The organism is Shinella zoogloeoides, assembly GCF_003574625.1.
Taxonomy (GTDB): Bacteria; Pseudomonadota; Alphaproteobacteria; order Rhizobiales; family Rhizobiaceae; genus Shinella; species Shinella zoogloeoides_A.
Window position 1 is genome coordinate 202,008 of sequence record NZ_QNUJ01000011.1, and the last position, 6,000, is coordinate 208,007.

The 6,000-nt window shown below is 60.9% G+C and carries 12 protein-coding genes; all 12 read right to left on the reverse strand.

Annotated elements, in window-relative coordinates:
* Nucleotides 1-94: 94 nt before the first annotated feature.
* Complete coding sequence (rpsQ, locus tag DSD28_RS21250) at nucleotides 95-331, reverse strand: 30S ribosomal protein S17 (RefSeq protein ID WP_119258426.1); 237 nt, start codon at nucleotides 329-331, stop codon at nucleotides 95-97.
* Between the two features lie 13 nt (nucleotides 332-344).
* The gene (gene rpmC / locus DSD28_RS21255) at nucleotides 345-545 is read right to left on the reverse strand and encodes a 50S ribosomal protein L29 (RefSeq protein WP_119258427.1); all 201 of its coding nucleotides are present in this window, start codon (nucleotides 543-545) and stop codon (nucleotides 345-347) included.
* Between the two features lie 12 nt (nucleotides 546-557).
* Nucleotides 558-971: a 50S ribosomal protein L16 gene (rplP, locus tag DSD28_RS21260; protein WP_119258428.1), complete on the reverse strand. Its 414-nt coding sequence runs from the start codon at nucleotides 969-971 to the stop codon at nucleotides 558-560.
* Between the two features lie 38 nt (nucleotides 972-1,009).
* Nucleotides 1,010-1,741, reverse strand: a complete 732-nt coding sequence (gene rpsC, locus DSD28_RS21265; RefSeq protein WP_064329856.1) for a 30S ribosomal protein S3 — start codon at nucleotides 1,739-1,741, stop codon at nucleotides 1,010-1,012.
* Entirely contained in the window at nucleotides 1,741-2,130 is a 390-nt protein-coding gene (rplV, locus tag DSD28_RS21270; RefSeq protein WP_023514179.1) for a 50S ribosomal protein L22, read from the reverse strand. The genes rpsC and rplV overlap by 1 nt, the downstream gene beginning before the upstream one ends.
* Before the next feature lie 2 nt (nucleotides 2,131-2,132).
* Nucleotides 2,133-2,411: a 30S ribosomal protein S19 gene (gene rpsS, locus DSD28_RS21275; protein ID WP_023517272.1), complete on the reverse strand. Its 279-nt coding sequence runs from the start codon at nucleotides 2,409-2,411 to the stop codon at nucleotides 2,133-2,135.
* A 15-nt stretch (nucleotides 2,412-2,426) separates the two neighbouring features.
* The gene (gene rplB, locus DSD28_RS21280; RefSeq protein ID WP_119258429.1) at nucleotides 2,427-3,263 is read right to left on the reverse strand and encodes a 50S ribosomal protein L2; all 837 of its coding nucleotides are present in this window, start codon (nucleotides 3,261-3,263) and stop codon (nucleotides 2,427-2,429) included.
* A 31-nt stretch (nucleotides 3,264-3,294) separates the two neighbouring features.
* Nucleotides 3,295-3,588 (reverse strand): 50S ribosomal protein L23, encoded by a 294-nt coding sequence (locus DSD28_RS21285; protein WP_117372286.1) that lies wholly within the window; start codon nucleotides 3,586-3,588, stop codon nucleotides 3,295-3,297.
* A complete protein-coding gene (gene rplD, locus DSD28_RS21290) occupies nucleotides 3,585-4,205 on the reverse strand; it encodes a 50S ribosomal protein L4 (RefSeq protein WP_119258430.1) in 621 nt (206 codons plus the stop codon). Before rplD ends, DSD28_RS21285 begins: the two co-directional genes overlap by 4 nt.
* A 12-nt stretch (nucleotides 4,206-4,217) precedes the next feature.
* The gene (gene rplC / locus DSD28_RS21295) at nucleotides 4,218-4,901 is read right to left on the reverse strand and encodes a 50S ribosomal protein L3 (RefSeq protein WP_119258431.1); all 684 of its coding nucleotides are present in this window, start codon (nucleotides 4,899-4,901) and stop codon (nucleotides 4,218-4,220) included.
* 158 nt (nucleotides 4,902-5,059) lie between these two features.
* A complete protein-coding gene (gene rpsJ, locus DSD28_RS21300) occupies nucleotides 5,060-5,368 on the reverse strand; it encodes a 30S ribosomal protein S10 (RefSeq protein WP_003507767.1) in 309 nt (102 codons plus the stop codon).
* A gap of 188 nt (nucleotides 5,369-5,556) precedes the next feature.
* The coding region (locus DSD28_RS21305; RefSeq protein WP_348627939.1) for an EF-Tu/IF-2/RF-3 family GTPase at nucleotides 5,557-6,000 on the reverse strand (444 nt) is incomplete at its 5' end.

The following is a 6,000-nucleotide window of genomic DNA, read 5'->3' on the forward strand; positions in this document are numbered from 1 at the left end:
AAAGCAAAAGAACGCTCGCGATTCCGAGCGTCCTTGCGCTGCTTCATACAGATTTCCGCGCCAGACGCAAGGGCCTGGCGCAAAATCCGATGATTTAAGCCTGGGCCGATACGACGGTCCAGCGCTTGTCCTTGGAGATCGGTGCACATTCCTGGATGGAAACGACATCGCCGACCTTGTACTGGTTGGTCTCGTCATGCGCCTTGTACTTCTTCGACCGGCGAACGGTCTTCTGAAGCAGCGGGTGGGCAAAACGGCGCTCGACGCGGACGACAACGGTCTTGTCGTTCTTGTCGCTGACTACGGTGCCCTGCAGAATGCGTTTCGGCATATTTTTCTGGTCCTTAGGCCTTGGCTTCTGCCGCCTTCTGGCGGGCAATGGTCTTGACGCGCGCGATGTCCTTACGGACTTCGTTGATACGCGAGGTCTTTTCAAGCTGGCCGGTGGCCTTCTGGAAGCGCAGGTTGAACTGCTCTTTCTTCAGCTTGGCAAGCTCGTCGTTGAGCTGGTCGGCGCTGAGCGCCCGGACGTCTGCGGCTTTCATCGCTCTCGCTCCTTACTCTGCAATGCGCTGTACGAAGCGCGTCTTGACCGAGAGCTTGGCCGAGCCGAGGCGAAGCGCTTCACGCGCGATTTCCTCGGAAACGCCGTCGATCTCGAACATCATACGGCCGGGCTTGACCTTGGCTGCCCAGTATTCGACCGAACCCTTACCCTTACCCATGCGGACTTCCGTGGGCTTTGCGGTAACCGGGGTGTCGGGGAACACGCGGATCCACACACGGCCGGCACGCTTCATGTAACGGGTGATCGCGCGGCGGGCCGCTTCGATCTCGCGAGCGTTCACGCGGTTCGGTTCCTGAGCCTTCAAGCCGAACTCGCCGAAAGCGAGCTCGGAGCCGCCCTTGGCGACACCCTTGATGCGGCCCTTGAACTGCTTGCGGTACTTGGTACGCTTTGGCTGCAACATTTTTTTACTTCTCCGATATTGGCTGCCAAACGCGACTGTTACGCGTTTTCACGACGACGGTCGCCGCGGTCGCCGCGTTCACGGCTTGCGGGACCCTGGCTGTCACTTTCGCTGGCGCGACGCTCAGAGGCCATCGGATCGTGCTCAAGGATTTCGCCCTTGAAGATCCAGACCTTGATGCCGCAGATGCCGAATGCGGTTTCGGCTTCAGCCGTACCGTAGTCGATGTCTGCACGCAGCGTGTGAAGCGGAACGCGACCTTCGCGGTACCATTCCGTACGGGCGATTTCCGCACCGCCGAGACGGCCGGCGCAGGTGATCTTGATGCCTTCGGCGCCAAGACGCATGGCCGACTGAACGGCGCGCTTCATCGCACGGCGGAAGGCCACGCGGCGCTCGAGCTGCTGGGCGATCGACTGAGCGACCAGCGTTGCGTCGACTTCCGGCTTGCGCACTTCAACGATGTTGAGGTGCGTTTCGGAATTCGTCATCTCGGAAAGCTTCTTGCGGAGCTTCTCGATGTCCGCGCCCTTCTTGCCAATGATCAGACCCGGACGAGCCGAGTGGATCGTGACGCGGCACTTCTTGTGCGGGCGCTCGATGACGACCTTGGCGATACCGGCCTGCTTCAGCTCGTCCTGTACGAACTTGCGGATCTTCAGGTCTTCGTGGAGCAGCTGGCCGTATTCGGCGTTGTCGGCGAACCAACGGCTGTCCCAGGTACGGTTGATGCCGAGGCGGAAACCGATCGGATTAATCTTCTGGCCCATTATGCGGCCTCCCCTTTGGCTTCGACTTCACGGACGACGATCGTCAGATGCGAGAAAGGCTTCTCGATCCGCGATGCACGGCCGCGGCCACGAGCGGCAAAGCGCTTCATGACAATCGACTTGCCGACATAGGCCTCAGCGACGATCAGCGAGTCGACGTCGAGGTCGTGGTTGTTTTCTGCGTTGGCGATCGCGGACTCGAGAGTCTTCTTGACCGTCTCGGCGCTACGCTTGCGCGAGAACTCGAGCTCGGCGAGAGCGCGGTCCACCTTCTTGCCGCGGATGAGCGCAGCAAGCAGGTTGAGCTTCTGGGGGCTGACGCGGATCGTGCGCGCGATAGCCTGCGCCTCGTTATCCTTCAGCCGACGTTCGGCTTTAGCCTTACCCATCGTTACTTCCTCTTCGCCTTCTTGTCCGCGCCGTGACCGTAGTAGGTCCGCGTCGGAGCGAATTCACCAAACTTGTGGCCGACCATGTCTTCGTTGACGGCCACCGGGATGTGCTTGCTGCCGTTGTAGACACCGAAGGTGAGACCTACGAACTGCGGCAGGATCGTGGAGCGACGGCTCCAGATCTTGATTACTTCGCTGCGACCGCCTTCACGAACCTTCTCAGCCTTCTTGAGAAGATAGCCGTCAACAAACGGGCCTTTCCATACTGAACGAGCCATTCCTGACTACCTCTCTTACTTCTTCTTCAAGTGGCGCGAGCGCATGATGAACTTGTCCGTGGACTTGTTCGAACGGGTACGCTTGCCCTTGGTCGGCTTGCCCCACGGGGATACCGGATGACGGCCACCGGAGGTGCGGCCTTCACCACCGCCGTGCGGGTGGTCGACCGGGTTCATGACGACACCGCGGTTATGCGGGGTCTTGCCGCGCCAGCGGGTGCGACCGGCCTTGCCGTCGTTGATGTTGCCGTGGTCCGGGTTGGATACGGCGCCGATCGTTGCGAGGCAGGACGCATGAACCAGGCGCTGTTCGCCCGAGTTCAGGCGAAGGATCGCCATGCCCTGGTCGCGGCCGACGAGCTGGACGAACGTGCCGGCGGAGCGGGCGATCTGGCCGCCCTTGCCCGGCTTCATTTCGACGTTGTGAACGATCGAACCAACCGGGATGTACTGCAGCGGCATGGTGTTGCCGGGCTTGACGTCAACGGCCTTGTCGGACGCGATGACCTTGTCGCCGGCTGCCAGGCGCTGCGGGGCCAGGATGTAGGCCTGCTCGCCGTCGGGATAGCTCACCAGAGCGATGAACGCCGTACGGTTCGGGTCGTACTCCAGACGCTCGACCGTGCCCTCGACGTCGAACTTGCGACGCTTGAAGTCGATGAGACGGTAGGTGCGCTTGTGACCGCCGCCGATGAAGCGGGCGGTGATGCGGCCGAGGTTGTTACGGCCACCGCTCTTGGAGAGACCTTCGGTCAGAGCCTTGACGGGCTTGCCCTTGTAAAGGCCCGACCGGTCGACGATGACCAGCTGACGCTGGCTCGGAGTGGTCGGATTGAAGTGTTTCAATGCCATTTTCTTGTTTCCCTTTTAGCCGACTGCCCGATTAGAGCCCGGTGGAGACGTCGATGGACTGACCGTCAGCGAGCGTGACGATAGCCTTCTTGACATCTCCCTGCCGGCCGGCGAAGCCGCGGAAACGCTTTACCTTGCCCTTGCGGACGAGCGTGTTCACAGCCGTGACCTTGACGCCGAAGAGTGCTTCGACCGCAGCCTTGATTTCAGGCTTGGAGGCACGCTTGGCAACGTTGAAGACGATCTGGTTGTTTTCGGATACCAGCGTCGACTTTTCGGTGATCGAAGGAGATACGATCACATCGTAGTGGCGAAGATCCGTCATTTGAACCGCTCCTCGAGGGCTTCTACAGCAGCCTTGGAGAGCACGAGCTTGCCGCGGCGCAGAATGTCGTAAACATTGATACCCTGGATCGGCAGGACATCCACGTTCGGGATGTTGCGCGCTGCGAGCTTGAAGTTGCCGTCAAGTTCAGCGCCGCCGATGAAGAGGGCATTGGTGAGGCCGAGCGAAGCGAATGCGCCGGCCAGAGCCTTCGTCTTTGCTTCTGCAGCAACGAGATCATCGATGATGATGACGTCGTCAGCCTTGATCTTGGCCGAGAGGGCGTGACGCAGGCCGAGCGCGCGAACCTGCTTGGGCAGGTCATGGGCGTGGCTGCGGGATACCGGGCCGTGAGCCTTGGCACCGCCGCGGAACTGCGGAGCGCGAGCCGAATGGTGACGAGCGCGGCCCGTACCCTTCTGCTTGTACATCTTGGAGCCGGTGCGAGCGACTTCGCCGCGGGTCAGCGACTGGTGCGTGCCCTGCTGCTTCTTGGCGAGCTGCCAGCGGATGACGCGGGCAATGATGTCTTCGCGCGGCTCGAGGCCGAAGATCGCGTCGGAGAGGGAGACCTTGCCGGCGTCCTTCCCGTCGAGGGTCGTGACTTTGAGATCCATGATCAGGCTCCCTTACTTGGCTGCGGCGCGCACGGCGGCCGGACGCGGAGCGTCTGCCGGGGTGCCGGACTTGACGGCGTCACGAACGACGATCCAGGCGCCCTTGGAGCCCGGGACTGCGCCCTTGACGAGGATGAGACCGCGCTCTTCGTCGGTGGAGACGACTTCGAGGTTCTGGGTGGTGACGCGCGTCTGGCCCATGTGACCAGCCATGCGCTTGCCCTTCCAGACCTTGCCCGGGTCCTGGTTGTTACCCGTCGAACCGTGCGAACGGTGCGAAACGGAAACGCCGTGCGTTGCACGAAGACCACCGAAGTTGTGGCGCTTCATGGCACCGGCGAAACCCTTACCGATCGTGGTGCCGGTAACGTCGACGAGCTGGCCGGCGACGAAATGGCTGGCGGTGAGTTCCGCGCCGATCTCGATGAGGTTGTCTTCCGAAACGCGGAACTCGACGAGCTTGGCCTTCGGCTCGACGCTTGCAGCGGCGAACTGGCCGCGCAGCGCCTTTGCCGTGTTCTTCACCTTGGAAGAGCCGGCGCCGAGCTGAACAGCCGTGTAGCCGTTCTTGTCCTGCGTACGCTGGGCAACGACCTGGACGTTGTCCAGTCGCAATACTGTTACCGGGATGTGCTCACCTGCGTCATTATAGACGCGAGTCATCCCTACTTTCTGTGCAATCACACCTGAACGCATGGTTCAATCCTCTTAGAAGTCCTGGCGGGATCGTGACGTCCCGTCATGCCTCTTGGTTTAAGGATTCCACTCGGGCTCGAAGGCCGTCGGGTTTCCCGTTTTTAGAAGACGTCGGCTTTCGCCACGTACCTTCCTTGTTATTCGGCTTGCGCCAGGACTTAGAGCTTGATCTCTACGTCCACACCGGCCGCAAGATCGAGCTTCATAAGAGCATCGACCGTCTGCGGCGTCGGATCTACGATGTCGAGCAGGCGCTTGTGGGTGCGCATCTCGAACTGTTCACGGCTCTTCTTGTCAACGTGGGGCGAACGGTTGACCGTGAACTTTTCAATACGGGTCGGGAGAGGAACGGGGCCGCGGACGCTTGCGCCGGTACGCTTTGCCGTCGACACGATTTCACGCGTGGAGGCATCAAGGATCCGGTGGTCAAACGCCTTGAGGCGGATGCGGATGTTCTGGCCGTTCATACGACTTTTCCTTAGTTCGTTATCCGCGCGATTCTCTTGGGGAATGCGCTTTTTTGATTCTGGCGCTTCCCATAAAGGAAGGCGCACGAAAACACAATGCCGAAAGGCCAGTCCGCTAAATTATCAAAGACCGGAGGGGCAGGATGCGATCCTGCCCTTCCTATTTCAGCGGCCTGAAGCCTTAAGACTTACTCGACGATCGAGGCGACGATGCCGGCGCCGACGGTACGGCCGCCTTCGCGGATAGCGAAGCGCAGCTTTTCTTCCATCGCGATCGGAACGATCAGCTCGACGTCAACCGTCACGTTGTCGCCCGGCATGACCATTTCCGTGCCTTCCGGAAGCGTAACAATGCCCGTTACGTCCGTCGTGCGGAAGTAGAACTGCGGACGGTAGTTCGTGAAGAACGGCGTATGACGGCCGCCTTCTTCCTTCGTCAGGATGTAGGCTTCGGCCTTGAACTTCTTGTGCGGCTTGACCGAACCCGGCTTGCACAGGATCTGGCCACGCTCCACGCCGTCACGGTTCACACCGCGCAGCAGCGCACCGATGTTGTCGCCGGCCTGGCCCTGGTCGAGCAGCTTGCGGAACATTTCAACGCCCGTGCAGGTCGTCTTCGTCGTCGGACGGAT